Annotated in this window: 25 protein-coding genes; 9 read left to right on the top strand and 16 right to left on the bottom strand. The window is 69.7% G+C overall.

The genetic code is table 11. From position 1 onward, the window contains the following. Positions 1-51: 51 nt before the first annotated feature. A complete protein-coding gene (locus SK854_RS39650) occupies positions 52-834 on the bottom strand; it encodes an isoprenyl transferase (protein WP_319980281.1) in 783 nt (260 codons plus the stop codon). Positions 835-911: 77 nt separating this feature from the next. On the opposite strand from SK854_RS39650, the gene trhA reads away from it, so the two are divergent. Then, entirely contained in the window at positions 912-1,583 is a 672-nt protein-coding gene (gene trhA / locus SK854_RS39645; RefSeq protein WP_319980280.1) for a PAQR family membrane homeostasis protein TrhA, read from the top strand. A gap of 19 nt (positions 1,584-1,602) precedes the next feature. Further along, on the top strand, positions 1,603-2,289 hold the full coding sequence (locus SK854_RS39640; RefSeq protein WP_319980279.1) for a hypothetical protein: 687 nt from the start codon (positions 1,603-1,605) through the stop codon (positions 2,287-2,289). A gap of 23 nt (positions 2,290-2,312) precedes the next feature. Here the strand turns inward: SK854_RS39640 and SK854_RS39635 are convergent, their stop codons facing one another. Beyond that, positions 2,313-3,707 (bottom strand): class II fumarate hydratase, encoded by a 1,395-nt coding sequence (locus SK854_RS39635; RefSeq protein WP_319980278.1) that lies wholly within the window; start codon positions 3,705-3,707, stop codon positions 2,313-2,315. A gap of 63 nt (positions 3,708-3,770) precedes the next feature. Between SK854_RS39635 and SK854_RS39630 the strand changes: the two genes are divergently transcribed. After that, entirely contained in the window at positions 3,771-4,739 is a 969-nt protein-coding gene (locus SK854_RS39630) for an NAD(P)/FAD-dependent oxidoreductase (RefSeq protein ID WP_319980277.1), read from the top strand. 28 nt (positions 4,740-4,767) lie between these two features. On the opposite strand, the gene SK854_RS39625 is transcribed toward SK854_RS39630, so the two are convergent. Continuing rightward, positions 4,768-5,229: an Lrp/AsnC family transcriptional regulator gene (locus SK854_RS39625; protein ID WP_093602793.1), complete on the bottom strand. Its 462-nt coding sequence runs from the start codon at positions 5,227-5,229 to the stop codon at positions 4,768-4,770. A gap of 111 nt (positions 5,230-5,340) precedes the next feature. Between SK854_RS39625 and SK854_RS39620 the strand changes: the two genes are divergently transcribed. Beyond that, positions 5,341-6,282 carry a Glu/Leu/Phe/Val dehydrogenase dimerization domain-containing protein gene (locus SK854_RS39620; RefSeq protein ID WP_319980276.1) on the top strand — a complete coding sequence of 314 codons (942 nt, stop codon included), beginning with the start codon at positions 5,341-5,343 and terminating at the stop codon, positions 6,280-6,282. A gap of 45 nt (positions 6,283-6,327) precedes the next feature. Here the strand turns inward: SK854_RS39620 and SK854_RS39615 are convergent, their stop codons facing one another. The 8 genes from SK854_RS39615 to SK854_RS39580 all read right to left on the bottom strand — a co-directional run bounded on the left by SK854_RS39615 (position 6,328) and on the right by SK854_RS39580 (position 11,810). After that, a complete protein-coding gene (locus SK854_RS39615) occupies positions 6,328-6,738 on the bottom strand; it encodes a L,D-transpeptidase (protein WP_319980275.1) in 411 nt (136 codons plus the stop codon). A 79-nt stretch (positions 6,739-6,817) separates the two neighbouring features. Beyond that, the gene (locus SK854_RS39610; protein ID WP_319980274.1) at positions 6,818-7,360 is read right to left on the bottom strand and encodes a L,D-transpeptidase; all 543 of its coding nucleotides are present in this window, start codon (positions 7,358-7,360) and stop codon (positions 6,818-6,820) included. 137 nt (positions 7,361-7,497) lie between these two features. Next, positions 7,498-8,268 carry a S1 family peptidase gene (locus SK854_RS39605; protein WP_319980273.1) on the bottom strand — a complete coding sequence of 257 codons (771 nt, stop codon included), beginning with the start codon at positions 8,266-8,268 and terminating at the stop codon, positions 7,498-7,500. A 131-nt stretch (positions 8,269-8,399) separates the two neighbouring features. Next, entirely contained in the window at positions 8,400-9,440 is a 1,041-nt protein-coding gene (glpX, locus tag SK854_RS39600) for a class II fructose-bisphosphatase (protein ID WP_319980272.1), read from the bottom strand. A 67-nt stretch (positions 9,441-9,507) separates the two neighbouring features. Next, positions 9,508-9,738, bottom strand: coding sequence for an exodeoxyribonuclease VII small subunit (locus tag SK854_RS39595; protein WP_319980271.1), 231 nt, complete (start codon positions 9,736-9,738; stop codon positions 9,508-9,510). Beyond that, complete coding sequence (locus tag SK854_RS39590) at positions 9,735-10,076, bottom strand: sugar ABC transporter substrate-binding protein (protein WP_319980270.1); 342 nt, start codon at positions 10,074-10,076, stop codon at positions 9,735-9,737. Before SK854_RS39590 ends, SK854_RS39595 begins: the two co-directional genes overlap by 4 nt. Then, the gene (gene xseA, locus SK854_RS39585) at positions 10,069-11,319 is read right to left on the bottom strand and encodes an exodeoxyribonuclease VII large subunit (RefSeq protein ID WP_319980269.1); all 1,251 of its coding nucleotides are present in this window, start codon (positions 11,317-11,319) and stop codon (positions 10,069-10,071) included. The genes SK854_RS39590 and xseA overlap by 8 nt, the downstream gene beginning before the upstream one ends. Further along, on the bottom strand, positions 11,316-11,810 hold the full coding sequence (locus SK854_RS39580; RefSeq protein ID WP_319980268.1) for a lipid droplet-associated protein: 495 nt from the start codon (positions 11,808-11,810) through the stop codon (positions 11,316-11,318). The genes xseA and SK854_RS39580 overlap by 4 nt, the downstream gene beginning before the upstream one ends. A gap of 63 nt (positions 11,811-11,873) precedes the next feature. On the opposite strand from SK854_RS39580, the gene SK854_RS39575 reads away from it, so the two are divergent. Then, complete coding sequence (locus SK854_RS39575; protein WP_319980267.1) at positions 11,874-12,818, top strand: 4-hydroxy-3-methylbut-2-enyl diphosphate reductase; 945 nt, start codon at positions 11,874-11,876, stop codon at positions 12,816-12,818. Here the strand turns inward: SK854_RS39575 and SK854_RS39570 are convergent. From SK854_RS39570 to SK854_RS39560, 3 genes are all read right to left on the bottom strand, one after another. Then, complete coding sequence (locus tag SK854_RS39570) at positions 12,815-16,192, bottom strand: nSTAND1 domain-containing NTPase (RefSeq protein ID WP_319980266.1); 3,378 nt, start codon at positions 16,190-16,192, stop codon at positions 12,815-12,817. The two genes, SK854_RS39575 and SK854_RS39570, sit on opposite strands and share 4 nt — an antisense overlap. 144 nt (positions 16,193-16,336) lie before the next feature. Beyond that, a complete protein-coding gene (locus tag SK854_RS39565) occupies positions 16,337-17,062 on the bottom strand; it encodes a DUF6542 domain-containing protein (protein WP_319980265.1) in 726 nt (241 codons plus the stop codon). 89 nt (positions 17,063-17,151) lie between these two features. Next, positions 17,152-18,063 (bottom strand): DNA recombination protein RmuC, encoded by a 912-nt coding sequence (locus SK854_RS39560; RefSeq protein WP_319980264.1) that lies wholly within the window; start codon positions 18,061-18,063, stop codon positions 17,152-17,154. Between the two features lie 98 nt (positions 18,064-18,161). Here SK854_RS39560 and SK854_RS39555 point away from each other — a divergent pair, with 98 nt between their 5' ends. The 3 genes from SK854_RS39555 to SK854_RS39545 are packed head-to-tail and all read left to right on the top strand — an operon-like array spanning position 18,162 to position 22,686. Then, on the top strand, positions 18,162-19,301 hold the full coding sequence (locus tag SK854_RS39555) for an exonuclease SbcCD subunit D (protein ID WP_319980263.1): 1,140 nt from the start codon (positions 18,162-18,164) through the stop codon (positions 19,299-19,301). After that, complete coding sequence (locus SK854_RS39550) at positions 19,298-22,174, top strand: SMC family ATPase (RefSeq protein ID WP_319980262.1); 2,877 nt, start codon at positions 19,298-19,300, stop codon at positions 22,172-22,174. Before SK854_RS39555 ends, SK854_RS39550 begins: the two co-directional genes overlap by 4 nt. A gap of 20 nt (positions 22,175-22,194) precedes the next feature. Then, positions 22,195-22,686, top strand: a complete 492-nt coding sequence (locus SK854_RS39545; protein ID WP_319980261.1) for a hypothetical protein — start codon at positions 22,195-22,197, stop codon at positions 22,684-22,686. Here the strand turns inward: SK854_RS39545 and SK854_RS39540 are convergent. Both SK854_RS39540 and SK854_RS39535 read right to left on the bottom strand, forming a co-directional pair. Then, positions 22,683-23,180 (bottom strand): methylated-DNA--[protein]-cysteine S-methyltransferase, encoded by a 498-nt coding sequence (locus SK854_RS39540; RefSeq protein ID WP_319980260.1) that lies wholly within the window; start codon positions 23,178-23,180, stop codon positions 22,683-22,685. The genes SK854_RS39545 and SK854_RS39540 overlap by 4 nt on opposite strands. Beyond that, positions 23,177-24,463 carry an AlkA N-terminal domain-containing protein gene (locus SK854_RS39535; RefSeq protein ID WP_319980259.1) on the bottom strand — a complete coding sequence of 429 codons (1,287 nt, stop codon included), beginning with the start codon at positions 24,461-24,463 and terminating at the stop codon, positions 23,177-23,179. The genes SK854_RS39540 and SK854_RS39535 overlap by 4 nt, the downstream gene beginning before the upstream one ends. Positions 24,464-24,543: 80 nt before the next feature. Here SK854_RS39535 and ychF point away from each other — a divergent pair, with 80 nt between their 5' ends. After that, on the top strand, positions 24,544-25,623 hold the full coding sequence (ychF, locus tag SK854_RS39530) for a redox-regulated ATPase YchF (protein WP_319980258.1): 1,080 nt from the start codon (positions 24,544-24,546) through the stop codon (positions 25,621-25,623). Positions 25,624-25,729 lie beyond the last annotated feature (106 nt).

The raw sequence follows: 25,729 nt of genomic DNA, 5'->3' as shown, positions 1-25,729 counted from the left end.
ACGCTCGAAGGGGCGCTCACCTCGCGGTGGGCGCCCCTTCTGCGTGTCGTGTCAGCCGCCGTACCTGCGGTGGCGCTTGGCGTACTCGCGCATGGCCCGCAGGAAGTCGGTGCGCCGGAAACCGGGCCAGTAGGCCTCGCAGAACCAGAACTCCGAGTGCGCCGACTGCCAGAGCATGAAACCGGAGAGCCGCTGCTCACCGGACGTGCGGATGATCAGGTCGGGGTCGGGCTGCCCGGACGTGTAGAGGTGCTCCGCGATGTGGTCGACGTCGAGGACCTCGGCCAGCTCCTCGATGGTGCCGCCGCGCTCGGCGTGCGACTGCAGGAGCTTCCGGACGGCGTCCGCGATCTCCTGCCGCCCGCCGTACGCGACGGCGACGTTGACCTGGATGCCAGTGCGGTTCTTGGTCTTGTTCGCGGCGTTCGTGAGGCGCTCGGCGTGCTCCCTGGGCAGCATGTCGATCGCGCCGACGTGCCGGACCCGCCACGGCTTGCCGTCCTCGGCCAGCTCGTCGGTGATGTCCGCGATGATGTCGAGCAACGGCGCCAGCTCGTCGATGTCGCGGTTGAGGTTGTCGGTGCTCAGCATCCAGAGGGTGACGACCTCCACTTTGGCGTCACCACACCAGTCGAGCAGCTCGAGGATCTTGCGAGCGCCGGCCCTGTGCCCGTGCGCGACATCGGTGAACCCGGCTTCCCTGGCCCACCTGCGGTTGCCGTCGAGAACCACGCCGACGTGCTTGGGCACCTGCGTGGTCGCGCTGAGCTCGCGGCGGAGAATCCACTCGTAGAAGTGGATAGCGACGTCTTTCACACGGGTGCGGAGTGCCACGTCCGAACAGCGTACGCCGTGCAACGTTCATCACTGAGACGCGGTAGGAAACCTACGGTCGCGTAACCTAGGACCCTGTGACCACTGCGACCGTTCCTCCTCAGCCCGGACTGCGGCCGCGCCTGCGTGGATGGCTGCATCTCTGGTCGTTCGTCGCCTCGGTGGCGACAGGCGCGACTCTGATCGCCCTGGCAGCGTCCACAGTGTCCGCGCGCGCTGCCCTCGCCACCTCCGTCTACGGCCTGACAGTCCTGGGACTGTTCGGCGTCTCCGCGCTGTACCACCGCGTGACGTGGAAGTCCGAACGCGTGCGCACGTGGATGAAGCGCCTGGACCACTCGATGATCTTCGTGTTCATCGCGGGCACCTACACGCCGTTCGCGCTGCTGGCGATGAATCCCGACACGGGGCGCGTCGTGCTGACCGTGGTGTGGATCGGCGCGATCCTCGGTGTCACGTTGAAGCTGGCCTGGCCGCACGCGCCGCGGTGGCTCGGCGTGCCGATCTACATCGCGCTCGGATGGGTCGCGGTGTTCGTGCTGCCCGAGCTGCTGCACCACGCCGGGGTTGCGGCTTTGGTGCTGTTGCTGGTGGGTGGGGCGCTCTACACGGTTGGCGCGGTGTTCTACGCGACTCGGTGGCCGAATCCCTGGCCGCAGGTGTTCGGGTATCACGAGTTCTTCCACGCCGCGACTGTGGTGGCGGCGATCTGCCACTACATCGCGATCTGGCTCGCGATGTACTCCTGAGGTCCCTAGCGTCTGCCCCATGTTGAGCGTGGTGTGCCAGGCGGTCCGGTGGGTCGACGACGAGATGGTCGAGGTCCGGTTCACCGACGCGACAGGCGCGACGCGGAGCTTCGTCGACAGGGCCGCCGTCCTGGGCGATCAGTGGTTGACCCTCGACGTCGAGTTCCCGGTCGACGTCGAGCTCGCCTGCGAGGTCGTGAGCACGGATGGCGAACTCGTCACCGTGTCCACCGAGCGTCCGTGGGGTGTGACGACGGTGGACGGGCACCACGAGTTCCTGGTGACGCCCTACCAGCTCCGTCACGGTGGCGCCGTGGCGAGGGAGATCGGGTTCTACGAGTCGGCGGACGAGGTTCGGGCCGCGGTGACCGGCGATGAGCAGCCCTGGGAACGGGACGCGCTTCGCTACCTCGAACAGGGCCATCTGGTCGTGATCCCGCTGTCCTGGGAGACCGACCTGCTCGACCCGGACGGTCCCGGCGTCAAGGAGCGCGGTGAGTGGACCGACGGTGTGTGGTTCTGGAGCGGCGCGCTCGTCCACTACCTGCGCAAGTACCACGTGGCGCTGCCTGAGGAGTTCCTCGCGCACATGGCGGCCAACCGGTGGGAGGTGCCGCGGATGACGGACGAGGAGTCCCTGGCGGCTGCCTGTCTGCGATACCCGTTCCTGGCCGAGGAACAGGCGGCTCCGGTCGCCGAGGGATAGGTCGGCGACCGGAACTCTGAGCGTCAGCGGCCGCCGCGCGCCATGTGCAGCACGTCGAGCGCCGCGTCCAGCTGTTCCTCGGTGAGCTTGCCCGGCACGTGGCCGCGCTCCAGCACCACCTCGCGGATCGTCTTGCGCTCCTTCAACGACTGCTTGGCGATCGACGCCGCCTCCTCGTAGCCGATGTAGCGGTTCAGCGGCGTGACGATGGACGGGGACGACTCCGCGTACTCGCGCATCTGCTCGGCCTGCGCTTCGGTGCCGGTCAGGACCTTGTCCGCCAGGAGCCGGGCTACGGCGGCGAGCAGGCGGGACGACTCCAGGACGTTGCGGGCGATGACCGGCAGCATGACGTTGAGCTGGAAGTTGCCCTGCGAGCCGGCGAACGCGACGGTGGCGTCGTTGCCGATGACCTGGGCCACGACCATCATCGTCGCTTCGGAGATCACCGGGTTGACCTTGCCCGGCATGATCGAGCTGCCCGGCTGGAGGTCGGGGAGAGCCAGTTCGCCGAGGCCCGTGCGGGGGCCGGAGCCCAGCCAGCGGAGGTCGTTGGCGATCTTGAACAGCGCCACGGCGGTGGCGCGGAGCTGGCCGGACATCTCGACCACGCCGTCCTGGGTGGCCTGGGCCTCGAAGTGGTCGCGGGCCTCGACCAGTGGCAGGTCGGTGGCCTTGGCCAGTTCGGTGGCGACGAGAGCGCCGAACTCCGCGGGGGCGTTCAGGCCGCTGCCGACCGCGGTGCCGCCGATCGGCAGCTCCGCCAGGCGCGGGATCGAGGCCTGCAGGCGTTCGACGGAGTAGCGGACCTGGGCCGCCCAGGCGCCCGTCTCCTGGCCCAGCGTGATCGGGACGGCGTCCATGAGGTGCGTGCGGCCGGACTTGACCAGGTCGGACCACTCGGCCGCGCGTGACTCGAGCACGCCCAGCAGATGTTCCAGAGACGGGATCACGTCGGTCACCACGGCCTCGGTGGTGGCCACGCGCAGGGTCGTCGGGAACGTGTCGTTGGACGACTGCGAGGCGTTGACGTGGTCGTTCGGGTGGACGTCGCGACCGAGGGCGCGCGTGGCCAGGGTGGCGATGACCTCGTTGGCGTTCATGTTCGAGGACGTGCCGGAACCTGTCTGGAACACGTCGACCGGGAAGTGGTCGTCCCACTGACCGGCGGCGACCTCGTCGGCCGCGGAGGCGATGGCCGCGGCCAGGTCCCCGTCGAGAACGCCGAGCCTGGCGTTCACTCGGGCCGCCGCCGCCTTGAGCAGGCCCAGCGCTCTGATCTGGGCTCGTTCGAGGCCTCGACCGGAAATCGGGAAGTTCTCGACCGCGCGTTGTGTTTGGGCGCGCCACAATGCGTCGACCGGCACGCGGACCTCACCCATCGTGTCGTGCTCGACGCGGTACTCCTGTTCAGACATACCTCCGAGTCTCTATCGTCGATCACAGCACTGCCACCCACCACTGGCAGAAGGGCACCACTCATGGAGCGTGACGTCGACCTCCTCATCGTGGGAGCTGGTCCCACGGGGTTGTTCGCCGCTTACTACGCCGGCTTCCGGGAAATGAACGTCGCCGTGGTCGATGCGCTGCCCGAACCGGGCGGCCAGGTCACCGCGATGTATCCGGAGAAGATGATTTTCGACGTGGCCGGGTTCCCCGCAGTCAGGGGACGCGACCTCGTCAACGGCCTGGTGGAGCAGGCGGCGCAGTTCAAGCCGAACTACCTGCTCGGCCGCCAGGCGCGCACCTGCGAGTCCACTGAGGACGGTCTGCGGGTCGGGCTCGCGGACGGCACCTCGATCAACACCAGGGCCGTGCTGATCACGGCGGGCATGGGCGAGTTCAACCCGCGCCCGCTGCCCGCGGGCGACGGCTGGCTGGGGCGCGGCATGGTCCACTTCGTGCCGGTGCTGGCCGAGCACACCGGGCAGCACGTGGTGATCGTGGGCGGTGGCGACTCGGCGTTCGACTGGGCGCTGGCGCTGCAGCCGATCGCCGCGAGCGTCAAGATCGTGCACCGCAGGGCCAACTTCCGCGCGCACGCCGCCACCGTGCGGCAGGTGCGGGAGCTCGGGGTCGAGATCATCACCGACGCCGAGGTGCTGGCGTTGCGCGGCGAGCCACTGTCCGAAGTGGACATCAAGGTCAAGGGCGGCGACGCGCGGACCTTGCCCGCGCAGACCGTGGTCGCGGCGCTCGGGTTCACCGCCGACCTCGGGCCGATCGAGTCGTGGGGCCTCGAGCTCGACCACCGCGCGGTGCTCGTCGACTCCACGATGAAGACCAAGCTGGACAGGATCTACGCGGCGGGCGACGTCGCGCAGTACCCCGGCAAGGTCAAGCTCATCGCGACGGGGTTCGGTGAGGCGGCGACCGCGGTCAACAACATCGCGGTGGTGCTCAACCCGTCGGCGCACCTGTTCCCAGGGCACTCCAGCGACGGCACCTGACGCCGCGCGGAGGCCTGACCGGCAGCGGTCAGGCCTCCGGCAGCGGTGCCGGGTCGTGCTTCGCGAGGTGCTGGAAGATGATCGACGTGCGGAAGCCGACGATCTCCTTGCGCTGACTCAGCCTGTCGACCAGGAACGCGTGCAGGTGCTCGTTGTCCTGAGCGCCCACGTGGATCACGAAGTCGTCGCTGCCCGCCATCACGAACACCGCCGTCACCTCGGGCAGGCCGACGGTGAACGCCTTGAAGGCGTCGATCACCGCCCGGCTCAAGGGGCGCACCTGCACCGACACCAGCGCCTGCACGCCCCGGTTCAGCGCGGACGGGGCGATGTCGGCGTGGTAGCCGCGGATCACACCGCGTTCGCGCAGCAGGCGGGTGCGCTCCAGGCACGTCGACGGCGCCACACCCACCTTGCGGGCGATGTCGCGGTTCGACTGCCGGGCATCGCGCTGCAGTTCCCGCACGATCGCCGAATCAAGTTCATCCATCACGTTCTCCACACCACCGTGCCGAATAATGTTCGGTGAAGTGCATCGAACACTGGTGTTCACCCTAACTTCGAGGTCAGAGCTTGACCGAAGTTCGGGAGGGGAACGCAGATGTGGGAGCACGAACAGCTCGTCGTCCGCACGGGGAAGCGGTCGGGGATGACCACCATGGTCGCCCTGCACTCGACCGAGGCGGGACCGGCGGTCGGCGGGTGCCGGATGAAGCCGTACGAACGGATCACCGACGCCGTCACGGACGTGCTGCGGTTGTCCAAGGCCATGACGCTGAAGTGCGCGGCGGCCGGGATTCCGCACGGTGGAGCCAAGAGCGTGATCGTGGTCGACCGGGAGCTCACCCCGCAACTGCGGCGCGCGGTGCTGCTCGACCACGCCGACCTGATCAACGAGTTCGGCGGCGCCTACCAGGCAGGCCCGGACGTCGGAACGGGGCCGGACGACATGCTGGTGCTCCGGGAAGTGACGCCGCACGCCTACTGCCTGCCCGAGGAGCACGGCGGCACGGGCTCGTCGAGCGGGCCCACGGCGCGAGGTGTGCTGGCGGCGTTGAAAGCGGCCTCGCGGCACGTGTTCGGGACGCCGGACCTCACCGGCAGGAAGGTGGTGATCAGCGGGTTCGGTTCGGTGGGGGAGCTGATCGCGAAGGGGCTCGACGGCGCGGACATCACGGTGTCCGATGTGGACGAAAGCAGGCGCACCGGTGAGTACGGCTGGGTGCACCCCGATGAGGCGTACAAGATCAAGGCGGACGTGCTGATCCCCGCGGCCGTGGGCGGGGTGCTGAGCCCGGAAACCGTGCGGCACCTCGACGTCAAGCTGATCGTGGGGCCCGCCAACAACCAGCTCACCGACGACGACGTGGCCGATCTGCTGGACGAGCGCGGCATCGTCTGGGTGCCCGATCACGTCGCCAGTGCCGGCGGGGTGATCTACACCCTGGCCAGGGAGGACGACGGGGCCGACCACGAGACCGCGCTGAAGAGGGTCGACGGGATCGAGGCGACGGTCGAGAGGATGCTCCAGGCACAGGGGTGAAGGCCTGACCGGAGGGCGGCCAGGCCTTCGAAGTGTCACCGCCGGCTAGGGCAGCACCTGCACCTGCTCGCCGACCATCAGGTTGTCGTAGAACACGAGCGACGCATCCATCGGCATCCGGATGCACCCGTGCGACTGGACCGCGGTGTCACCCTGGTGGAACGCGATACCGGTCGTGGTGAAGTACACCGCGTTCGGCATCGGGCCGTTGTAGGGGACGCTCCAGTCGTTCTTCACCTTGCGCAGCACCGAGAACATGCCCACCGGGGTCTCGTACCCCGGCTTGCCGTGGCTGATCGTCACCGGCCCGTAGCTCGTTTTGCCGTTGAAGACCAGCCACGCCCGGTTGGAGTGCTTCTCCAGGCATGCTCCGTTGTGGACGGTGCATCCCGCCTGGGCTTGCGCGGGAATGGCGAAACCGAGGATCAGGAGCACCGTCGCGATCAGAACTCGCATCTCTCATCACCCCTCAGTAGTGGAGTAACCACGACGGGGTGATCTCAATCATCTTCTTATGCACCCGCACAGTTGGTGATCATGAGACCACCTGGACGGAGTCGCCGATCGACAGGTTGCTGAAGTAGTACTGGGCCGACGGCGGGTCCAGATGGATGCAACCGTGTGACGGCACGGTCAGCGAGCCCTCGTGGAACGCGATGCCGCTCTCGGTGAAGTACGTCGACCACGGCATCGGCGCGTTGTAAGGCCGGCTCCACTCGTCCTTCACCTTGCGCAGCACCGGGAAGTTGCCCAGCGGCGTCTCGAAACCCTTGCGCCCGTGCGTGATCGGCGTCGGGCCGTAGACGATCTTGTCTCCCCGCACGACCCACGACTGGTTCGTGGAGAGCTGGATGCACGCGCCGTCGCTGATGGTGCACGGCGTCGGCTTCACGACGGGCGGAGGCGGCGGCGGAGGGGGAGGCGCTTCCGACGAGACCGGCGGCGCGGAGGAAGGTGCCTCGGAAGAAGGTGCCGGAGAAGACGAAGATGGTGGCGCCGTTGGAGTCTCGGCGTGCACGGCCCCCTGCGCGCACCCCGCCACCGACATCAACGCGACCGCCACGAGCAGCATCCTCATCGCGCACCCCCTGGTTGTTCCATCCCTTGCCGAAGTAGACGACGGGACGTGTGCTCAGGTTGCAACGCGAAGGTCCGCCTCCCGTAACGGTTGGGAGACGGACCTTCGGAATGCGTTTACCGATCTACCGGGTCAGTTCACACGGTGCCGGCGTACTGGCTGATCCACGAGCGGAAGTACGGGACGTCCACGTAGATCGACGGAGCGGTCGCGCAGGTCGCGCCGCCACCGGAGCGGCTGGTCGCGCCGATGAGCTCCCAGCGGCCACCCACGGACTTCACCTGCGGGCCACCCGAGTCGCCGTAGCAGGCGCCCTTGTTGCCACCGGTGTTGTTGGTGCAGATCTCCGAGGCGCCGCTGATGCCGGAGCAACGGCTGTCCGTCACGATCGAGGTGTTGAGCTCCTGCAGGGTGATCGGAGCGGAACCGCAGCCACGGGTCGGGCAGGTCTGGCCCCAGCCGATGATGCGGGTGGCGGTGCCGACCGCGCCGGAGGAGGCCGACACGGCCGCGGGGGCCTGGCTGACCGAGGTGTTGAGCTGCACGAGCGCCAGGTCGGCGGACGGGTGCGTGACGATCCGGGACGCCCCGGTGGTGGTGCCGCCGCTGGTGCGGTTGGTCGTGCCGATCCGGGTGCGGATCGAGGCCGCGGACGAGCCCTGGACGCAGTGCTTCGCCGTCACGACCCAGTTGGCCTTGATCAGCGTGCCGCCGCAGAAGTGGCTGCCGGAGGTGCTCTGCAGGGAGACCATCCAGGAGTAGACCTGCGTGGCGTTGGTGCCGCCGACGATCATCGGCGAGACGTCGCCGTCGGCGGTGGGAGCCGGAGCCGCGGTGGCCGCGGTGGCCGAGGCGAGCAGAGCGCCCGCGGCCACGACGAATGCGGAGAACAACGAACGTGCCCTCATCGTTGAGTTCCTTTCCTGAACCCGGCGCAGGGTTGCCGGGGTCAAGACGGAAACTAAGGACGAAAGTGACTTGGTCACTAGGGTCACTCGGAGGGTGACCCTCCGTTAACGGTTCACAGATTCACAGACGACTACGGCAGCGGCTGCTGCGCGGCCTCGGGCAGGTCGAAGTCCACCGAGGCGTATTCGCGCAGCTTGTGCAGGCTGTGGAAGCCGTCGATCATGCGCACGGTGCCGGACTTGGAGCGCATGACGATCGACTGGGTCGTGCAGCCGCCCGCCCGGTAGTGCACGCCGCGGAGAAGGTCGCCGTCGGTCACGCCCGTGGCGCAGAAGAACACGTTGTCGCCCGACACGAGATCGTTCGTGGTGAGCACGCGGGACAGGTCGTGGCCCGCGCCGATCGCCTTCTCGCGCTCCTCGTCGTCCTTGGGCCACAACCGGCCCTGAATGGCTCCACCGACGCACTTGAGGGCCGCCGCGGCGATGATGCCCTCGGGAGTGCCACCGATGCCCACGAGCATGTCCACGCCCGACGTGGGGCGTGCTGCGGCGATCGCACCGGCCACGTCGCCGTCGGAGATGAAGTGGATGCGCGCGCCGGCCTGGCGGACCTCCTGCACGATCTGCTCGTGCCGGGGCCGGTCGAGGATGCACACGTTCACGTCGGACACGTCGCTGTGCTTGGCCTTCGCGACGCGGCGGATGTTCTCCGCGAGCGGCGCGGTGATGTCGATGACGTCGGCCGCCTCGGGGCCCACGGCGAGCTTCTCCATGTAGAACACGGCGGACGGGTCGAACATCGCCCCGCGCTCGGCCACCGCCAGCACGGCCAGCGCGTTCGGCATGCCCTTGGCCATCAGCGTGGTGCCGTCGATCGGGTCGACCGCGACGTCGCAGTCCGGGCCCTCGCCGTTGCCCACTTCCTCGCCGTTGAACAGCATGGGCGCCTCGTCCTTCTCGCCCTCGCCGATCACCACGACGCCTCGCATCGAGACGGTGTGGATGAGCTTGCGCATCGCGTCGACGGCCGCGCCGTCACCGCCGTTCTTGTCGCCGCGTCCCACCCACCGGCCCGCGGCCATCGCCGCTGCCTCGGTGACGCGCACGAGCTCCAATGCCAGGTTCCGGTCGGGGGCTTCGCGACGTCGTTCCGCGGGGGTGTTCACCATTGCGCGCCTCCATGCGACTACTCAGCGTGCCGGATTTTGTGATCGGCAACTGAATCCTTGCACGGGATCACGCCTGCGAAACGTCCTCCTCGACCACAGCGAGAGCTGCATCGATTCGCTCGCGCGCACCGGCGAGATGCTGCTCACACGTCTTGGCGAGCGCCTCGCCGCGTTCCCACAACGCGAGCGAGTCCTCAAGGGACAGCCCGCCGGCCTCCAGCTTGCGGACCACCTCGACCAGTTCGTCGCGGGCGGCCTCGTAACCCGGTGAAGTCTCCTGGCTGGTTTCCGAACTCACGCGGATTGACTCCTCAGACGGCTCAGCACGGTCGCGACGGCCAGGTCGTACCCGACCAGCGCCTCCGCGAACTCCTCGCCGTCACCCTCTCGCACCGCCTCGTCGATGAGCGCCTCGGCCTCCGCGACGCGCCGGTACTGCACCGTGCCGGCGGTGGCCTCGCTCAGGTCGTGCAACGTGAGGATCAGCGTGCGGCGGCTCTTGGTGTCGCAGTCGCCCACCATCGCCGTCCAGCAGTCGGCGGCGGCGCGGTTCGCCGCCTCCGCCTTGGTTCGCAGTCCCGTCGCGCACTCGCCGGCCGCCTCCATGGTCAGGGGCAGGAACACGGCATCACGCATCATCGGTACCTCCCCCTTCCGAGTCGACCTCCGAGCCGGAGACAACCGCTCGCACTGCCCCGTCAACGACGCGTACCCGCAGCTGTGTTCCGCTCGGCGCGTCCGTCACAGAACGCAGCACGCCGTCGGGCCCGTCAGGTGTGACGAGTTGCACAACGGCATATCCGCGCGCCAGCGTGGCGGCTGGTCCGAGGGTCGTCAAGCGGGCTTTCGTCCCCGAGAGGTGGACGTCCTCCCGATCGAGTCGTTGCGTCACGGCCCTGCGTCCCTGGTCGCGAAAACGCTTCACTTCCTCGGAACGCCGCTCCAGTGGCCCGTAAGGGTCCGAAAGTACTGGTCGGGAGCGCAGGGCGTCGAGCAGTTTGCGCTCTCGATCTACCCAGCCGTGCAACGCGCGCCGGCCGCGATCGCGCATCTGGCGGACGCGTTCACTCTCTTCAGCGACATCGGGAACCACCCGTTTGCCTGCGTCGGTCGGCGTCGAACAACGCACGTCAGCGACGTGGTCGAGCAGCGGGGTGTCCGGTTCGTGGCCGATCGCCGACAGCACCGGCGTGCGGCAGGAGGAGACCGCCCGGCACAACGCCTCGTCGGAGAACGGCAGCAGGTCCTCCACGCTGCCGCCGCCGCGAGCGATGATGATCACGTCACACTCGGGGTCGCGTTCCAAAGTGGACAGTGCGGTCATCACCTGGGTGACGGCGGTCGGGCCCTGCACGGCGACGTTGATGACCCGGAAATGTGCTCCAGGCCAACGGTTTCGCGCGTTCGTGAGCACGTCCCGTTCCGCTGCCGAGGCGCGTCCGGTGATCAGGCCGATCTTGTTCGGCAGGAACGGCGGCCGGCGCTTGCGGCGCGGGTCGAACAGGCCCTCGGCGTGCAGCAGCTTGCGCAACCGCTCCATGCGCGCCAGCAGTTCGCCGATGCCGACCGCGCGGATGTCGTCCGCCCGCAACGACAGCGTGCCCCGGTTCGGGTAGAAGCTGATCTTCCCGTGCGCGATCACCCTGCTGCCCTCCGCGAGCTGCAGCTCGCGGATCATCGAGGCGTTGCAGGTGATCGACATCGACATGTCGACGCTCGGGTCGCGCAGCGTCAGGAACGCCGTCGAGCTGCGCGCGTTGAGCTGGGTGACCTGGCCCTCGACCCAGACGTCGCCGAGCCGGTTGATCCAGTCGAGCAGCTTGCGGGCGACCGTCCGCACCGGCCAGGGGTTCTCCGGCGTGGATTTTGCTTCACTCACGATTGGGCTTTGACCGTCGCGATCCGGCGGTTGAGCATCCCGACGAACTCAGGCCGCGACTCGTGCGCCTTCTCGTAGCGCAGCAGTTCTTCGAGCTGCTCGACATCCAGGTTGCGCAGCCGGGCGCGCAACTGGGCGATCGACAGTTCGTCGTACATCGGGAGGAACTCGGGAACCTCGGCGATCGCCCGTTCCTCTTCCTCCCACGGGTCGTCGGCGGGAGTTTCCTGAGAAGTCGTGACGGGCGTCTCGTCCTCGTCGAACGTCGCCCACTCAGGTTCTTCCTCGGCCGGGCGCAGTCCAGAGAGGACGTCGTCGCCCTTGATGGCGAGTTCGGTCACATGCTGCTGCACGCGCATGGACAACTGCATTGCCTCGCTGACCACCGTCAACGGGAGTCCGGCGAGCTGCTGCGGCAGCTTGCGCGCCTGTTCGAGGGCGGTCACCGCGAGCCCGGCAGCGAGTCGGACCGGCAACGGCAGTGGCTTCATGGGTCCTAGCCTGCCGCAACTGTGCGGCGAATGCCTAGGAACGGGCCTGGGTACCCTGGAGCCATGCCCAAGCGAGTCCTGTTGGCGAAGCCGCGTGGTTACTGCGCGGGCGTTGATCGTGCCGTCGAGACGGTCGAGCTCGCCCTCGAGAAGTACGGCGCGCCCGTGTACGTGCGCAAGGAGATCGTCCACAACAAGTACGTCGTGGAGACGCTGTCCGACCGCGGCGCCATCTTCGTCAACGAGACCGACGAGGTTCCTGAGGGCGCACTCGTGGTGTTCTCAGCGCACGGCGTGTCGCCCGCCGTCCACGAGGAGGCGGCGAACCGGTCGTTGCGCACGATCGACGCCACCTGCCCGCTCGTGACGAAGGTCCACAAAGAAGCGGTGCGGTTCGCCAAGGAGGACTACGACATCCTCCTGATCGGCCACGAGGGCCACGAGGAGGTCGAGGGCACCGCCGGTGAGGCGCCGGACCACGTCCAGCTCGTCGACACCGCGGAGGACGCGGCCAAGGTCGAGGTCCGCGACCCGAACAAGGTGATCTGGCTGTCGCAGACCACGCTCTCGGTCGACGAGACCATGGTGCGGGTCCGGCAGCTCAAGGACCGCTTCCCCGATCTGCAGGACCCGCCCTCGGACGACATCTGCTACGCCACCTCGAACCGCCAGACCGCGGTGAAGACGATGGCGCCGTCGTGCGACCTGGTGCTCGTCGTGGGCTCGAAGAACTCCTCCAACTCGGTCCGGCTGGTCGAGGTCGCGCTGCAGCACGGCGCCAAGGCCTCCTACCTGATCGACTACGCCAAGGAGGTCGACCCGGCGTGGCTCGAAGGCGTCGAGACCGTCGGCGTCACCTCGGGCGCGTCGGTGCCGGACCTGCTGGTGATGGAACTGCTGAAGTACCTGGAGACGCAGGGCTACGGCGAGGTCGAGGAGATCACCACGGCGAACGAGCGCATCACGTTCTCGTTGCCGCGTGAGCTCCGCAAGGACCTCGTCCGCTAGTTCTCGACGGTGCGCAGGGCCTGGGCCATGTCCAGGCCCCACACCTGGATCGCGTCCGCGCCCGCGGACACCAGTTGCGAGCCGTCGGGGCGCCACGCCACGTGCGTGACGCCGCGACTGTGCCCGCGCAGGGTCGCCCACGCGGTTCGTTCGCGCACGTCCCACACGATCACCGAACGGTCGGAGCTCCCGCTCGCCAGCCGGCTGCCGTCCGGGCTGAACTCCAGGGCCTTGACCGCGTCGGCGTGCCCGCGCAGCTCGCCGATCTTCTGCCAGCCGGTGGTGTCCCACAACGCGATCAGGCCGTCGTCGCCACCCGTCGCGAGGATCCCGCGGTCCGGGGAGAGCGCGAGCACCCGCACCGCCGCGGAGTGGGTGTGGGGCAGCGCCAGGTTCTGGAACTGCAGGCCGGCGTCGCGGATCAGCACTTCGCCGTCCTCGCGCGCGAAGACGAGCTGCCCGTCGTTCCTGCCGAACGAGATGGCGCTGCGCGGGCCGCTGGAGTCACCGCCGATGAAGTTCGGCTTGCTCTCCTTGTCCAGCGGCCACACCGCGTCGGGTTCCGCGGAGTTCACGACGGCGATCTGCTTCTCACCGAACGCGATGCCCGTGATCGAGCTCCCGGCGCGCACCGCCGGCGCGCTGACCTTCTCCCCGGTCCTGGCGTCGAGCACCTGGAGGTCGTCGTTCAGTACGACCAGGTCGTGGTTCGGGCTGAAGCGGCCGGAACGGCTTTGCGGTACACCGGTTTCGATGCGTTTGAGCGTGCGCAGCGTGCTGTCCCTGCGTTCGATCACGCCGGCTTCGTCGAGGGTGACGATCGTGCCGTCGTCGTCGACGGTGAGCGCGCGGACGGTGTAGCCGGCGGTCCGCGGGACGCTGCCAGGAGGCCAGAACCGCAGGGCCCGCGGGGTGAGCACGGCCAGTCCGCCGTCCGGTGAGAACCGGACGCTCCTGGCCGGTTCGTTGATCACGATCGTCGTGATGGCGTTGCCGTGCGCGACGTCCCAGATGTGTGCGCGGCCGTCCTCGCCGCCGGAGATCAGCATGCTGCCGTCGGCGCTGAGCGTCAGGCTGTTGACGACGCCGGTGTGCGCCGGTGGAGTGGCGACCACGGCGCCGGTCGCGAGGTCCCGCACCTGCACCTGTCCCTCGGTGGTGGCGAGCGCGGCCAGTCTGCCGCCGGGCAGCAACCGCACCCTGGTGATCTCGCCGGACTGCACCTGCAGGCCGCCGGTGCGTTGCTTCGTCTGCAGGTCCCACAACGAGAGGGAGCCGGCGGTCACCAGCGCCAGCACCCGGTCGTCCGCGATGTCGAACGGGCCGTTGATCGGCCCGACCGGCAGCGAGACCCGCACCTCGCGGGTGGCGAGGTCCCAGACGTCGCCACCGACGACGAGCGAGCGGCCGTCCGCGGTGAAGGCGACGCCACCGCGCGTGCCCTGGCGCTGGAGCACGACCTGGTCGTCCTCGGGGCCCGTCCACAGCACGATCCGGCCGTCGTGCAGACACACCGCGATCGTGCGCCCGTCCGGCGCGACGGCCCAGGAGTAGACGACGCCGGTCATGCTCGGGCGCCAGCGGGCCTTCAGCGACAGGGTGGCCGTGTCGTGCACGACCAGTCCCTCCGGTCCCATCAGGCCGACGAAGTCCTTGCCGAACGCGAAGCTCCACCCGCCCAGGTGGTCGAGCTTGCGGCCGCGGGCCGACGCCGACGCGCTCAGGACGCGGCTGCGCGCCTCAGGCGTGGGATAGGCCCGGTAGGCCTCGCCGGCCTTGCGAGCGGACTGCTGGGGGTCGCTGACGGCGAGTGCCTCCGACGCGGACGCCAGCCGCTGGGACTGCGAGATCAGGCCGAGCCGTTCGACCTCACGGCGCTGCTGGACGGCCACGACGGCACTCGCGGCAGTGGCCACCAGCATCACCGCCAGTCCGGCCGCGGTCCAGCGCAGACGGCGGGTGCGGCGGCGTTCCCGCGCCTTCGAGGCGCCGATGAACTCGCGTTCGGTGCCGGTCAGCTCCGGCCTGGCACGGGTGACCCACTCGGTCGTCTCGGCGAGCCTGGTGCTGCGGTAGAGCGAGTCGTCGTCCTGGCCAAGCTCCTGCCACGTGCGGGCGGCGTCGGTGAGCCTGCGGTGCGTCCTGAGGCCCTCGTGGTCCTCGTCCAGCCATGCCCGGAGCCTCGGCCAGGCCTGGAACAACGCCTCGTGGGTCACCTCGACGGTGTGCTCGTCCACGGTGATGAGCCGGGTGCCGGCGAGCACGTCGAGCACTTCCTCGCCCACGACCTCGTGCCGTGGCACGGGCCGTTTGGTGCCGTCGGCGCTCAGCCGGAGCAGCAGTTGCTTGGCCAGGTGCTGCTCGGACTCGTCCAGCGTGGCGAACGCGGCCTCGGCGCTCTGCGCGAGCGCTCCCTGTATGCCGCCGGCGGACTGGTAGCCGCCGAGCGTGAGGGTGTTGCCGCGCTTGCGGTGCCACGTTTCGAGCAGCGCGTGCGACACGAGGGGGAGCACGCCGCTGCGTCCCGCCGCCTCGGCCACGAGGGTGGTCAGCAGGGCTGTTTCGACGGTGCAGCCGACGGTCGCGGCGGGCTGGGTGATGGCGCGGCGCAGTTCGTCCGGCGTCATGGTGCCGAGGAGCACCTGGGCGTCCGTGAGCGCTTCCGCGAGCTTCGGGTACTGGGCGCAGTGCGGGTAGAAGTCGGATCGGACGGCGATGACGCGGCGGCACTCCGCGGCGAGCAGCGCGTCCAGGAACGCCTGGCGCCGCACCTCGTCCTCGCAGAGCGTGAAGAGCTCCTCGAACTGGTCGACGACCAGCAGGTCCGGGTGGAGCGCGAGCGCGTCGGCGAGGGCCGCGTCCGGATCCGGGCCGGGCGTGCACACCACGGCGTTCGGGAACCTCGCCGCGATGCCCGCCCTGAGCAGCGACGACTTCCCCTCGCCGGACGCGCCGAACACGGCTAGGAACGGCTGGCGGTCGAGCCTGTCGAGCAACGTGTGCGTGAGCGCCTCACGGCCGAAGAAGCGGTCGGCGTCTTCTCTCGTGAACGGGTTCAGGCCCACGTACGGCGACGGTCCGTCGTTCGTCCTGCTCTGCGCCATCGCGACGGCGAGGTCGTGCCAGCGCCGTTCCCACGCGGGCTCGTCGCCGTGGCACGCGCGGACGTACGCGAGCGTGACGTCGAGGCCCGGCAGCTTCCGGCCGCCCGCCGCGTCGGACAGCGTGCTCGCCGAGAAGTGCGCGCGCCGGGACAGTTCCCGATAGCTCGGCTTCCCCGCGTCGGCACGCAACTGGCGCAGGTCCGCGGCGAACAGCAGCAGCGGGCTGTCGCCCTCGTCCAGTGGACGTTCTCCCCTAGGCATCGAACTCATGCTCGCAGAGTGCGTGCTGGTCAGGGGGTTGTTGTCCGTGATCCGTTGTACGACGTTGCCAGGGGCGATCGCGAACAACGAGTCAGTGGCGCGGCCTGGAACGTCGCCGGGCGAATCACCCAGCCGACGTTCCGGGTCGCACCGCTAGCGGTCCTCGCGCGGCGGGCGGGGCCTGCGCTGGCCCGCCGGGCGTTCGCCGCGGGCGGCGCCTTCCGGGCGGGGACGGCGGGCAGGAGCGCCCTCGGGACGCGGGCGGCGGGCCGGGGTGCCCTCGGCGCGTTCCGCACGGGGACGGCGCGGGCGCTCTTCCTCCTCGGGCTCCTCGCGGGGCCTGCGGACGGGCTTGGAGCGTTCCTTGATCTCCGCCTTGGCCTCGCGCACCTCGTCCTTGGACGGGCGGTTCGGGTCCTTCTGCAGCACGATCCGCAGGATGCCCAGCCCGACCGTGACGGCGGTGGTGACGGCCATGACCGGGAAGCTGTCGATCAGCGGCCTGCCCAGGCCCAGGGCCATGGAGGTCAAGCCGCCCTTCGCGATGCCGCCGGTGAACAGCACGAGCAAGGGCACCGTGATGGCGAGGATCAGCGGCGGCTGCACCATCGGCCCGAACAGGCTGCGGCGCTGCACCAGCAGGATCGCGGCCAGCGCGCCCAGGAAGAACACCGCGTTGAACGTCCAGCCGACGGTCTTGCTGGAGTTGATGTCGATGAACGCGCCGATGAACGCCGGGACCAGGGCAGCGAGGATCGCCGCCCACCACGGGATGCCCTTGAACTCGCCGAAGATCGCTCGGTAGTTCCACGGGACCGCGTCGTAGTCTTCGACATCGTCATCATCGAAAGCTGCTGAACGCTCGCGCAACGCACTCACGACGCACACGGTAGCCGTTCGGCCATTCGGTGTTCGTCAGTCCGCGGCTTTCTCACCCAGAAGCAACCCGCGGGCACACTGCGTGCGTTTTAAGCGGACTGTTCGTCCGCCCTTCGGACCAGTGGGAGCGGCGTAGGAGTGGCGGAAGCGTCCGTCAGCGGCTCCACGCTCGCCCGGAAACCCTCCAGGGCGTCGAGCTCCCTGCGCCTCGCCGAGAGGAAGCGCTGCAGGTGGGTGGTGGAGAGGTTGACGGCGTCGATGGCGCTGTCGGCGGCCCGGTTCGCCCGGCCGGCCTGCAGCCTGACCTGCTCGACGTCGTCGGCCAGCGCGCGTTCGGTGACCGCGAACATGGCGCTCGAAGCGATCACGGCGAACCCGGTCGGGCCGCACAGGAAGACGCGGCGGTCGAGCAGCCAGCGCAGCAGTTCGGGATCGGTGTCCAGCGCCGCGACGACCGCGCCGTCGTTGGGGACGAACATGATCGTGCCGTAGATGGCGTCGGCCCAGCGCTGGTAGCCCTTGCCGGCCAGTTCGGCGGCGCGCGAACGGATGTTGCGGACGTGCACCCGCAGCGCGTCCTGGCGTTCCTGCGGATCGTCCGTCTCGACGGCCTCGGCCCACGTCGCCATGGACATCTTCGAGTCGACCGGGACCGCGCGGCCACCGCCGACGTTCAGCACCATGTCGGGCCGGACCGCGCCGCCGCCCGCCACGTCCGTTTGAAGGGTGTAGTGGAGGTTTTCCCTCAGGCCGAGTGCGCGCGCTGTCTCGACGAGCACCTGTTCGCCCAGCTCACCGCGTCCGCTGACGCTGGAGAACGCCACTTCGTAGCGTTGCAGGGCAACCTGTTGCGCGTCGTAGCGCGCGCGTTCGCTGCCGATGGCCTGGAGCGCTTCGTCGGTTCGCCGGACGCTGTCCTGGTAGAGGCGCCAGACGAACAGCAGCGCCCCGGCGCTGACGAGCGCCAGGACGAGCGAGGCGGTGATGATCACTGCGGTCACGGCACGATGATGCTCTCTCAAAGATGTTGAACTCGATCGGGTGACACGCCGGGAACCCTCCCGGAGATTTGTCAGACCCCGTCTCTACGGTTGGGGCCATGCGGATCCTGCACACCTCCGACTGGCACGTGGGGCGCACCTTCCACGGCCGCGATCTGCTCGTGGAGCAGGAGTCGGTGCTGAGCGGCCTCGCTGACCTGGTGTCTTCCGAGAAGGTCGACGTCGTGGTCATCTCCGGCGACCTGTACGACCGGGCGGTGCCGTCGGCCGACGCGGTGGCGTTGTGCGCGCGGGTGCTGATGCGGATCCGCGCGGCAGGAGCGCGGATCGTGATCACGCCCGGCAACCACGACTCGGCGGCGCGGATCGGGGTGTTCGGGGAGTTCGCGGCGGCGGGCGGGCTGTACCTGCGCACGCAGATCTCGTTGCTGGACAAGCCCGTCGAGCTGGAGGACGAGCACGGGCCCGTCGCGGTGTACGGGATCCCGTTCCTGGAGCCGGAGCCCGCGCGGCACGTGCTCGGGGTGACGGACAAGGGGCACGCCCCCGTTCTCGGCGAGGCGATGCGGCGGATTCGCGCCGACCTGGCATCACGCGAGGCGCGCTCTGTGGTTCTGGCGCACGCTTTCGTGACGGGCGGGGCGCCGTCGGAGTCCGAGCGCACCATCGCGGTGGGCGGTGTGCAGGACGTGTCGATGCAGGTGTTCGCGGGCGTCGACTACGTGGCTCTCGGGCACCTGCACGGGCCGCAGACGCTCGCGGAGAACCTGCGGTACTCGGGCAGTCCGCTCGCGTACTCGTTCTCCGAGGCGCGGCACCGCAAGTCGGTGTGGCTGGTCGAACTGGACGCGGGCGGGCTCGTCGGGGTGGAACGGCGGGATCTGCCGGTGCCGCGGCAGCTGGCCGTGGTGAGCGGCACCTTGGCGGAGGTGCTGGAGGATCCGGCGCACAAACCGCTGGAAGACCACTTCCTGTCGGTCGTGCTGACGGACCACGTGCGGCCGATGGACGCGTTGCGGCAGTTGCAGAAGCGGTTCGAGCACGCGGTGCACGTGGAGTGGCGGCCGGAACAGGGCCAGCAGCACACCATGACCTACGCGGACCGGGTGCGCGGCCGTTCCGACGAGGAAGTGGCCTGCTGCTTCGTGTCGGACGCGCGCGGCTCCGAGCCTTCCACGGCGGAGATGGCGTTGTTGCGCGAGGCGTTCGCGTCGGTGGCGAGGGAGCAGGAGCAATGAGACTGCACCGCCTGGAGCTCACGGCGTTCGGTCCCTACCCGAAGCCTGAGGTCGTCGACTTCGACGAACTGGGCGCGGACGGGCTGTTCCTGCTGCACGGCGACACGGGCGCCGGCAAGACGACGCTGCTCGACGCGGTGGCGTTCGCGCTGTTCGGCCGGGTGCCGGGCGCGCGCGGCGACGTGAAGAAGCTGCGCTGCGAGTACGCCGATCCCGAGGTGCCGACGGAGGTGTCGCTGGAACTCACCGTGCAGTCGCGGCGGTTCCGGATCGTGCGCTCGCCGGAGTTCGACAGGCCGAAGAAGCGCGGCGGCGGCTTCACCACCCAGCCCGCGAAGTGCTCGCTGACCTGGCTCGAGGGCTGGGACGGCGAGGGCATCACCCGCATCGACGACGTGGCGCGCGCGGTCGAGGACATGCTGGGCATGTCGTACGAGCAGTTCTTCCAGGTCGTGCTGCTGCCGCAGGGCGAGTTCGCGCGGTTCCTGAGGTCGGACACGGCCGAACGCGAGGTGTTGCTGGAGAAGCTCTTCGGCACCGAGCGGTTCCTCGACGTGGAGAAGTGGTTCCGGGACAAGCGGGTCGTCGCCGGCCGGGTGCTGGAGGACCGCCGCCAGGGCGCCAACGAGCTGATGCACCGGGTGGCCGAGGCCGCGGGCGAGGAGCCGTCGTTCGAGCCGGGCTGGCTGGAATCCGTGCTGGAGCGGCTGACCTCCGCCGTGTCCGCGGCCGGGGCGCTGGCGGAGGAGACGGCGGGCCTGGCCGACGGGGCGGACGCGTTGCTGGCGCAGGCCCGCGTGCAGGCCGATCAGATCCGCCGCGTGCGTGAGGCCCGCGAGTTGCTGGCGCGGGTGGAAGCAGCGGACTCCGCGGCGTGGTTCGCCGAGCGGGACGCGGCCCGCCGTGCCGTTCCGGTCGTGCCGGCGTTCGGCGAGATCGCGAAGCTTCAGCAGTCCTACGAGTTCGCCGTGCGCGACGAGGCCCGCGCCGCCGAAGCGTTGGAGCGCTTGGGTTACACGGGTTCGGAGTTGCGCGAGGACGCTTCGCGCCACCGCGAGGAGGCGGGCGGCCTGGGCGAACTGGCCGCCGAGGCCGAACGCCAGCAGGCCGACGTGCGCCGGTTGTCGGTGCTGAAGAACTCCTCGTACCAGGTCGAACGCCGGCTGCTGGCCCTGAACGCCGAACTGGACGTGCTGCCCGAACGCGTGGCCCAGTGCCGCCTCCAGCTCGACGCGGCGGCGGAGGCCTCGGCACGCCTGGAGTCCCTGAAGTCCCGCGCCGACGCGGCTCTGGCGCTGCCGGACGCCGGGAAAGCGTTGGAGCGCACCAAAAAAGAGCTGCACGAGGCGATCGACGTCCACCAGAAGGCCAAGGACGTCCTTCAGCAGGTCCGTCACCAGCGCCTGGAGAACATGGCCATCGAACTGGCCTCGGCGTTGAAGCGCGGCAAGCCCTGCGCCGTCTGCGGCTCGCCGTCGCACCCCGCGCCCGCGCAACCGATGCTCGGCGGCGTCGACGCGACCGCCGAGGAGGACGCGGCCGCCGAAGAACAGCTCGCGCTGGACCGCCGCAACGAGGCGGAGCGTGCCGCCCACGCCGCCGAACTGCGCATCCAGGCCTGCTGGGAGGCCCTGGGCTCCGCCGAGCCCGCTGCCGCGATCGCCGAGTACCGCCAGGCCTACGACCTGGCCCACACCCGTTCGCAGCGGCAGAACGAGTTCGTCGGCCTGGAAGCGAAGACCCGTGAGCTCGGCGCGGAGAAGGCCCAGGTGGAACAGGACCTGGTGGGCCTGCACACCGAACACAAGTCGCTGGTGGGGGTGGTGGAGGAACGCGGTGCCCGCCTGGACAAGGCCCGTGGCGAGCACGACGACGTCCTGACCCGCCGCGACCACCTGCTCCGGCTGTCGAAGGCGTTGGTGGAACTGGCCGACCGCCGTGCTGCCCGTGACGCCGCCTTCGCCCGCGTGGAAGAACAGCAGGCCCTGGTGGCGGCCATGGCCGCCGACGCGGGCTTCCCCGACGTCGACGCGGTCCTGGCCGCGGCCCGTCCGGCGATCAAGCTGCAGGCCCTGGACGACCGGATCGCCGCCTGGGAACGCGCCCGTGCCTCGGCCTCGGCGACGGTGGAGGAGCTGGCCGAGATCGACCCGGCTCACGAGGTGGACCTGGGCCAGGTGACGGCCGCGGCGTCGTCGGCCCGTGCCGCCGCGTCCTCCGCCGCCACCGGCCTGGCGCGTGCGCAGGCGGCGTTGGACCGGGTCGGTGAGCTGGCCGCGCGGTTGCGGGCCGAGTGGAAGTCGCTGGAGCCGCTGGAAGCCACGTACGCCGAGCTGGACGCGTTGACCGACGTGATCAACGGCCGCGGGCAGAACTCCAAGAAGATGACCTTGCGGTCGTACGTGCTGGCCGCGCGTCTGGAGGAGGTCGCGGTCGCCGCGTCCGCCCGGCTGCACCGGATGAGCCAGGGCCGGTACAGCTTCGTGCACTCCGACTCGGCCGGTGCGCGCGGCACTCGTGGCGGGCTGAACCTCGACGTGCTGGACGACTACTCGGGGCGGGCCCGGCCGGCCAAGACGCTGTCCGGCGGGGAGTCGTTCCTGGCGTCGCTGTCGCTCGCGCTCGGGCTGGCCGACGTGGTCGCCAACGAGACCGGCGGCGCGTTGCTCGACACCCTGTTCGTCGACGAGGGGTTCGGGACCCTGGACTCGGACACGCTGGACATCGTCATGAACACGCTGGACGAGCTGCGGGCCGGTGGACGGGTCGTGGGGCTGGTGTCGCACGTGGAGGAGTTGCGGCAGCGGATTCCCACGCGGCTGCGGGTGCGGAAGGCCAGGACCGGCTCGACGCTGGAGATGTCGCTGGCGTGAGTTGGCTCTAATCTCGGCCCGTGCTGTCCCATGTGGAAGTCACCGCGCGCGTCACCGTGACCCCGGCCGCCCACTTCGTGTGGTCGAACCGGCTCGACTTCACCCACGACTGCCTCGTCTGCCTGCGCGTCGGACGTGTCGTGCAGCTGCAGCACGGCATGCCTCACGGGCTCTGCACCGGCAACGAGCACCCGGCCCCGATGCGCGTCAGCGCGTTCGACGCCACCGAGCGCGGTGCCGAGCGCAGGCTGCGATGCCGGATCACGTCGTGGTGGGCGCCGTTCACCGACCTGATGGAGCCCGAAGTCCAGGCCTCGGAACTGACCGCGCAACCGTGGGTGCGGCTGAACTACCGCGTCGGGTGCCACACGTGCCGGGACAACGGGGTCGGCGAGTGGCTGGGCATCGAGGGTCACCTGATCTCTGGCGCGGCGCCGGTGACCAGCTCGTGCTCCAGGTGCGGCACCGAACTGATCACCGGTACCGCGCCGGAGATCGATCTCGTGGGTTAGTTCTCGTGGGCCAGGAGCCAGCGCTTGACGTCGAGGCCCCAGCGGAAGCCGCCCAGGTTGCCGCCGATGCGGATGACGCGGTGGCACGGCACGAACAGCGCCGCGGAGTTGCGGGCGCAGGCCGAGGCCGCCGCCCGGATCGCCGCCGGGCGGCCGGACAGTTCCGCGTACTCGGAGTAGGTGACCGGTTCGCCTGCCTTGACCGTGCGCAGGACGTCCCACGCGTGCTGCAGGAACGGGCCGGACCTCTGGCGGACCTCGATGGTGTCGATCGAGGTCAGGTCGCCTTCGTGGTAGGCGATGACGGCCTTGGTGACGTCGCCCAGATCGGGTCGCGAGGTGATCTCGGACGGCATCAGGGAGGCGTGGATCTGGGGCGTCAGCAGGGCGAGGTCGCCGGTCCAGCCGCTGGCCAGCACTGCCCCGTCCGGCGCGACGATCGCGGTGAACGGCCCCGCCGGGGTGTCCACAGTGGACGTGTGCGCGACGCTCATGATGTTGCTGCCTTCCTCGTCAGGTGTGCTCCGGCGTAGGAGCGCCACGGCCGCCAGTCCGGGCCGTGGGAAGCCAGGTGTCGCGAGGCCTCGGGGAGCACCAGCACGTCCGGTGCGCCCAGCACTCGCATGGCCACCTCGTCGGCCACGGAGGCGCCGACCAGGGGAGTGAGTTCTTCGGTCAGGTCTTCGATCGAGCGGCCCACGTCGACGACGAGTCTGCCGTTCGCCAGCGCCTCGGTGACGGGGTGGTCCCCGGCCGCGTAGAGGTGGGTCAGGGCGCCGTCCGGGATCTGCAGCGGGATGCCGGTGAACGGGGCCACCAGGCGCAGCAGGGTCTCGGCGCCGTCGACGCTGCCCGCCACGCGGATGCCGGGCACCTCGCGGACCAGCGGGCCGATCAGCGGGTCGGCGCCCAGGAACGAGTCGACGGCCATCGGGTCGGCGTCGAGGTCCAGGAGACGGCGGACGCGGGCCACGGCCGCGCCCAGGTCCCGCACGTCGGCCAGGCGCAGCGAGCACAGGACGTGGTCGGTCGGGAACGTCAGGCGGACCGTCGCCTCGCCGTGCGGCAAGGAGAGGGTGCGTGCGTAGGAGTCGGTGGTCACCTCTTCGACGCCGGGCAACGCGTGCGCCCGGAAGTGGGCGAGCAGGCCCGTGGCGTCGAACGGCGGGCGGTACGGCAGGCGCAGGACGATGCGGCCCGGCGTGCCCACCGGTGCCTTGCCCCGGCCGCGCATGTCGGACGGGGTCGAGGCGAACACCATGCGGATCGTGTCGTTGAACTGGCGCACCGACGCGAAGCCCGCGGCGAACGCGATGTCGGCGAACGGCAGTTCGGTCGTCTCGATCAGCAGACGGGCCGCGTGGGCGCGGTGGGCGCGGGCCAGTGCCAGCGGACCGGCGCCGAGTTCGGCGGTCAGCACGCGGGTGAGGTGGCGTTCCGAGTAGCCGAGCCGGGACGCGAGGCCCGTCACGCCGTCGCGTTCCACGATGCCGTCGCTGATCAGCCGCATCGCCCGGCCCGCCAGGTCCGCGCGGAGGTTCCACTCGGGGGAGCCCGGCACGGCGTCCGGCAGACAGCGGCGGCAGGCCCGGAAGCCGGCGGACTGCGCGGCGGCGGCCGTCAGGAAGAACTGGCTGTTGCGGCGCTTCGGGGTCACCGCGGGGCACGACGGCCGGCAGTAGATGCCGGTCGTGCGGACCGCGTGGATGAAGCACCCGTCGAAACGGGCGTCACGTGCGGAGCACACCCGGTACGCGTGTTCTTCGTCAATGACCATGCCATCGATCCTGCCAGCGGGAACGCCCAATGGCTCGCGGGAATCGGACACGACCGTCGGCTGCCGTAGACTCGCTCACCGTGAGTTTGACCCTCGGTATCGTCGGCCTGCCCAACGTTGGCAAGTCCACCCTGTTCAACGCGCTCACGCGCAACGACGTGCTCGCCGCGAACTACCCGTTCGCGACCATCGAGCCGAACGTGGGCGTGGTGCCGCTGCCGGACGCCCGTCTCACCACGCTCGCCAAGATCTTCGGCTCGGAGCGCGAGGTGCCCGCCGTGGTGTCGTTCGTCGACATCGCGGGCATCGTCAAGGGCGCGTCGGAGGGCGAGGGCCTCGGCAACAAGTTCCTCGCGAACATCCGCGAGGCGAACGCGATCTGTCAGGTCATCCGCGTCTTCGACGACCCGGACGTCGTGCACGTCGACGGCCGCGTCGATCCGTCGAGCGACATCGAGACGATCAACACCGAGCTGATCCTCGCCGACCTGCAGACCCTCGAGAAGGCCATCCCGAGGATCGAGAAGGAGGCGCGGATGCAGAAGGACCGCCGCGCCGTCCTCGACAACGCCAAGAAGGCCAAGGACATCCTCGACGCGGGCCGCACGCTGTTCGCGGCACAGTCCGAAGTGGACGGTGAACTGCTGCGTGAGCTGTCCCTGCTCACCACCAAGCCGTTCCTCTACGTCTTCAACGCCGACGAGGGCGTGCTGACCGACGAGGCCCGCGTGAAGGAACTGCGCGAGCTCGTCGCCCCGGCCGACGCGGTCTTCCTCGACGCCAAGGTCGAGTCGGAGCTGATCGAACTCGACGACGAGTCGGCCCTCGAACTGCTGGAGTCGATCGGCCAGACCGAGCCGGGCCTGCACGCCCTGGCCCGCGCCGGCTTCCACACCCTCGGCCTGCAGACGTACCTCACGGCAGGCCCGAAGGAATCGCGCGCCTGGACGATCCCGAAGGGCGCCACCGCCCCGCAGGCGGCCGGCGTGATCCACACGGACTTCGAGCGCGGCTTCATCAAGGCCGAGGTCGTGTCGTTCGACGACCTGGTGGCCTCTGGTTCGAAGGCCGACGCGAAGGCGGCGGGCAAGGTCCGCATGGAGGGCAAGGACTACGTCATGTCCGACGGCGACGTGGTGGAGTTCCGCTTCAACGTCTGAGCAGCTCATGACAAAAGGCCCCTCCACCGGAGGGGCCTTTTGCACGTCCGAGCGGTCGAGCGTGAGGTTGGTGACGACTCGGCTGTGCCACGACCGCTGCGGCGAC

This window comes from Lentzea sokolovensis (assembly GCF_033949975.1).
GTDB classification, from domain to species: Bacteria; Actinomycetota; Actinomycetes; order Mycobacteriales; family Pseudonocardiaceae; genus Lentzea; species Lentzea sokolovensis.
The sequence above is the reverse complement of the archived record's forward strand: the minus strand, read 5'-3'. Positions and strand labels throughout refer to the sequence as shown.

What these genes read in the sequence shown, in the direction of transcription:
- SK854_RS39580 (WP_319980268.1), bottom strand. Translation starts at nt 11,810, where the DNA reads ATGAAGCCACTGCCGTTGCCGGTCCGACTCGCTGCCGGGCTCGCGGTG.
- SK854_RS39540 (WP_319980260.1), bottom strand. Translation starts at nt 23,180, where the DNA reads ATGAGCGTCGCGCACACGTCCACTGTGGACACCCCGGCGGGGCCGTTC.
- SK854_RS39610 (WP_319980274.1), bottom strand. Translation starts at nt 7,360, where the DNA reads ATGAGGATGCTGCTCGTGGCGGTCGCGTTGATGTCGGTGGCGGGGTGC.
- SK854_RS39575 (WP_319980267.1), top strand. Translation starts at nt 11,874, where the DNA reads ATGCCCAAGCGAGTCCTGTTGGCGAAGCCGCGTGGTTACTGCGCGGGC.
- SK854_RS39550 (WP_319980262.1), top strand. Translation starts at nt 19,298, where the DNA reads ATGAGACTGCACCGCCTGGAGCTCACGGCGTTCGGTCCCTACCCGAAG.
- SK854_RS39620 (WP_319980276.1), top strand. Translation starts at nt 5,341, where the DNA reads ATGTGGGAGCACGAACAGCTCGTCGTCCGCACGGGGAAGCGGTCGGGG.
- SK854_RS39640 (WP_319980279.1), top strand. Translation starts at nt 1,603, where the DNA reads ATGTTGAGCGTGGTGTGCCAGGCGGTCCGGTGGGTCGACGACGAGATG.
- glpX (WP_319980272.1), bottom strand. Translation starts at nt 9,440, where the DNA reads ATGGTGAACACCCCCGCGGAACGACGTCGCGAAGCCCCCGACCGGAAC.
- SK854_RS39570 (WP_319980266.1), bottom strand. Translation starts at nt 16,192, where the DNA reads ATGAGTTCGATGCCTAGGGGAGAACGTCCACTGGACGAGGGCGACAGC.
- SK854_RS39615 (WP_319980275.1), bottom strand. Translation starts at nt 6,738, where the DNA reads ATGCGAGTTCTGATCGCGACGGTGCTCCTGATCCTCGGTTTCGCCATT.
- SK854_RS39630 (WP_319980277.1), top strand. Translation starts at nt 3,771, where the DNA reads ATGGAGCGTGACGTCGACCTCCTCATCGTGGGAGCTGGTCCCACGGGG.
- SK854_RS39635 (WP_319980278.1), bottom strand. Translation starts at nt 3,707, where the DNA reads ATGTCTGAACAGGAGTACCGCGTCGAGCACGACACGATGGGTGAGGTC.
- SK854_RS39625 (WP_093602793.1), bottom strand. Translation starts at nt 5,229, where the DNA reads ATGGATGAACTTGATTCGGCGATCGTGCGGGAACTGCAGCGCGATGCC.
- SK854_RS39605 (WP_319980273.1), bottom strand. Translation starts at nt 8,268, where the DNA reads ATGAGGGCACGTTCGTTGTTCTCCGCATTCGTCGTGGCCGCGGGCGCT.
- SK854_RS39535 (WP_319980259.1), bottom strand. Translation starts at nt 24,463, where the DNA reads ATGGTCATTGACGAAGAACACGCGTACCGGGTGTGCTCCGCACGTGAC.
- SK854_RS39590 (WP_319980270.1), bottom strand. Translation starts at nt 10,076, where the DNA reads ATGCGTGATGCCGTGTTCCTGCCCCTGACCATGGAGGCGGCCGGCGAG.
- SK854_RS39555 (WP_319980263.1), top strand. Translation starts at nt 18,162, where the DNA reads ATGCGGATCCTGCACACCTCCGACTGGCACGTGGGGCGCACCTTCCAC.